Here is a 3,475-nt window from a genome sequence, read left to right as displayed (position 1 = left end):
GTTAAAGGATTTAGGAATGGAAATAGCAAGTTAAAACAAATTTATATATAAAATTAGGGTAGGAACTATCCGAAGTATTACGCCCATGGAGTTAGTAGATATGTCATAGATTATTATGTTAGGGGTTACGAGGACGAGGATGTGGGAAAATCTAAGAGTAATCTTAGAAGCACGTGACTTTAGTCATGTGAGGTTCACTTGGGACTATGTTATCTATCTCTTTTATATATTCTAAGTTAATTCTTAAATATATATCATCCTCAGTACCAACGCTCGCTTTAATTTTAGCTGCTTGGTTATTAACTTCGTGCTTCCCGGTAGCATAGGAAAAGCTCCTATATTTACTTCTTCTATACTCTTATAAAATTTATGTTCCTTGAACTTCTCTCGTCTCCATAAGGAAACATAACATAAGCTCCAAAGGTATCATATTTAAATTGAACCTCGTTACTAAGTTTTGATACTATTGCATCCCTATATCTATGCATTACATTTATATCATCTTCAACTGGTCCTACAACACCACTATCATCCACATTTATTCCATACTTAGCATCAAATATATAAATTCTATTGTCATCTTTATTATTTAAATTTTTAATGCAAAGCACAGTATCTGGTCTTTGACTAGTTGTTGGAGGTGAATATGATTTGTTATACCATAATTCTAACCTATTCTTATTGTTAGAATAAATCATCTTAGCTTCAGATTCCTGGGATAATGTTAAATGATTGTTAAACCAGCTTATCTTCTCCAAGTAAAATAGCATTTTATAGCTGGAACAAAAAGAGGCAGGAATACCTGCCTCTGAATGGAATATTTTGATTTACCTACCCATTTTATCATTATAATATTTTTGATTTGGACTTGTAGGTTTATTAGGTATTGATAGCTTTAATAGACCACCTTTTAGCAAAGGGTTTAATATCTTTTCAATAAAATATCGCCTACTTTTAATACCACTAAAACTTTGAATTTCACTCCTACTTCTAGCCGTTTTACAAAACTCCAATATTTTTCTGGTACTATCCTCACCTTGTTCACTAGCTTGTTCACTAGCTTGTTCACCATCTTGAGGTTTTAATGGAATAATAGTTCTAAAAACATCACCTTCCATAAATTCAGGTGCTGCTCCTGAGTATATTTTATTGTATTTATATATATTTCTAACACCAGAACCAAGTTCTTCCACTCTGCCTATTTCTTTAAAGAATTTTGCTATTTTAGGATTTTTAGGATATGGTGAAAAATTATTAGGATCAATTACACCATTACCATGTGGCTTATTACTATTTTCAGTAAAAACCCTATCAATTTCAATCACGAGTTTTGCGGGAAATGGATTCAAAAATTCTCTATGAATTAGAATATTCGAAACCACTTCTCTGAATATCTTATCTCTTAGTCCTATTCTTTGGTCCTTTTCCAGATAAAACTTGTCATTTAAATGCTTTGCTATAAACTGCATAAGCCTTTCATAGCTATCAATTAAATTGGTTCTAATATCATCCCTATCATCATATCGGTCAATATCTTCTCTACGTAAAATAGCATCTGTTTTAAAGTGGGGAAGAGCATTTAAAATTAGCTCATCGCTACCAAACAACAGTATCCCTGCTAAGGTGATTCCTTCTTTTCCGCTTTGTAAATCTTTAAGATATAATCCGGCACTCTTTAGAAGTTCCATATCATCCATTAGAAGCCATGGGTGATCGTCCCTTTGATTCACCGCAAGTTTTCTGACCTTCGTAAAGAGATCACTTCGTAAGTCTGACATTTTAGTAAACGGATAAATTCTATTTTCAGTATACGTTCCTTGCTTCCTCATATACATTTCTGAAACTTGATTTGTATTATCAGTAATATCCATATCTCCATCTTCATTTCGATCATATATTTTCCCATTACATCTATGGACTTGAGAACTCTCAGGGACATAAATGTAAAGAATTGTTTTTTCATCAACTTTAATATCTTCAACTGACAAATAAAATGTTGGGTTTAACTTTTGAATATTATTTATAGATGTCACAAATTCCTTTTTAACCTTATTTATAGCTTCATCATCAATTCCAACAACATTACCAGCATCATTTACGCCAAGAAATAAGTGTCCTCCATTACGATTCAAAAATGCACATACAGATTCAAAAACATCTTTATTTAATTTATTCTTGCTTTGCTTAAATTCAACGGTTAAACTTTCCCCACCATTGATAATTTCTTTTAATTTTTCAAATCTCATATATATCAACTTCCACTCTAAATTTTTTATTTAAACCCCGTAACTATATCATATAATATATTTTGTGTAATTTCAAACAAAGCATACAAATTATTATTCTAGAATAATAAAATATACCCTTCTAATCCTTTTACATTAGTCTCAATCCCATTCACCCTTATTACAATTCCATCTACTATTTCTACAGTAACATCCCCTATAATATATTCTTTCACTTTATCTTTCTTATCAGCCTTAACATCCTTGTCTTTATCTATTTTCTTGATTTTAAGCCCCTTCTCTTTAGCTACCTTCTTTAACACTTTATATACCACAAGTTCTAAGCTGCTGCCTACTTTTAGCTCCTGGGTGTTTTCTGCATTTTTCAGTAGATATAAAGTTGTATAAGTTACAAGTCTAGTTACTGTTTGATTTATGACTATGTTATCTATTTCTTTTATATATTCTAAATCGATTCTTATATATACATCATCCTCAGTACCAACTCTAGCTTTAAGTTCAGCACATTCTCTTCTCTGATATTCTTTGCACTCTTTTATCTTACCAAAATATCTTACTCCACCCTCTTCTTTAAAGTTTTCCTTTGATTGATAAAATGCTATATACTCAACTGACTCTCTAACCTCTTTTAATCTTGCTATTGGAATATGATAAAACAAATTTTCTTTATACTCTTTTAAATGCCGTTCATCTTTCACATTAGCGAGCATTACATTCAAATGCTTAAACTTACCATAATCATCATATTCATCTATAACTACCCTATCACTTCTTGCTTCGAGTGAGGACTGCTCTATTATTTTCTGTAACTGCTTGGTTATTAACTTCGTACTTCCCGGCAGCATTGGAAAAGCTCCTATATTTACTTCTTCTATACTCTTATAAAAATCATGTTCTTTAAACTTCTCTTCGTCTCCATAAGGAAACATAACATAAGCTCCAAATGTATCATATTTAAATTGAACATCGTTACTAAGTTTTGACACTATTGCATCCCTATATCTATGCATTACATTTATATCATCCTCAACTGGGCCTATAACAGCATTATCGTCGACATTTATTCTATACTTAGCATCAAATATATAAATTCTATTGTCTTCTTTATTATTTAAATTTTTAATGCAAAGCACAGTATCTGGTCTTTGATTAGTTGTTGGAGGTGAATATGATTTGTTATACCATAATTCTAACCTATTCTTATTGTTAGAATAAATCATCTTAGCTTC

At 31.1% G+C, this 3,475-nt stretch carries 3 protein-coding genes; all 3 read right to left on the bottom strand.

Annotated elements, in window-relative coordinates; all coding sequences use genetic code 11:
* Nucleotides 1-350: 350 nt before the first annotated feature.
* On the bottom strand, nt 351-770 hold the full coding sequence (locus JJE11_RS16735; RefSeq protein WP_291637667.1) for a nuclease domain-containing protein: 420 nt from the start codon (nt 768-770) through the stop codon (nt 351-353).
* 57 nt (nt 771-827) lie between these two features.
* The gene (locus JJE11_RS16730; protein WP_291637665.1) at nt 828-2,246 is read right to left on the bottom strand and encodes an RNA-binding domain-containing protein; all 1,419 of its coding nucleotides are present in this window, start codon (nt 2,244-2,246) and stop codon (nt 828-830) included.
* A 98-nt stretch (nt 2,247-2,344) separates the two neighbouring features.
* Nucleotides 2,345-3,475 (bottom strand): nuclease domain-containing protein (locus JJE11_RS16725; RefSeq protein WP_291637663.1); only part of this gene is annotated, 1,131 nt, incomplete at its 5' end.

Origin of the sequence: Clostridium sp. (assembly GCF_016650095.1) — a bacterium.
Lineage (GTDB): Bacteria > Bacillota > Clostridia > Clostridiales > Clostridiaceae > Clostridium_AD.
The sequence above is the reverse complement of the archived record's forward strand: the minus strand, read 5'-3'. Positions and strand labels throughout refer to the sequence as shown.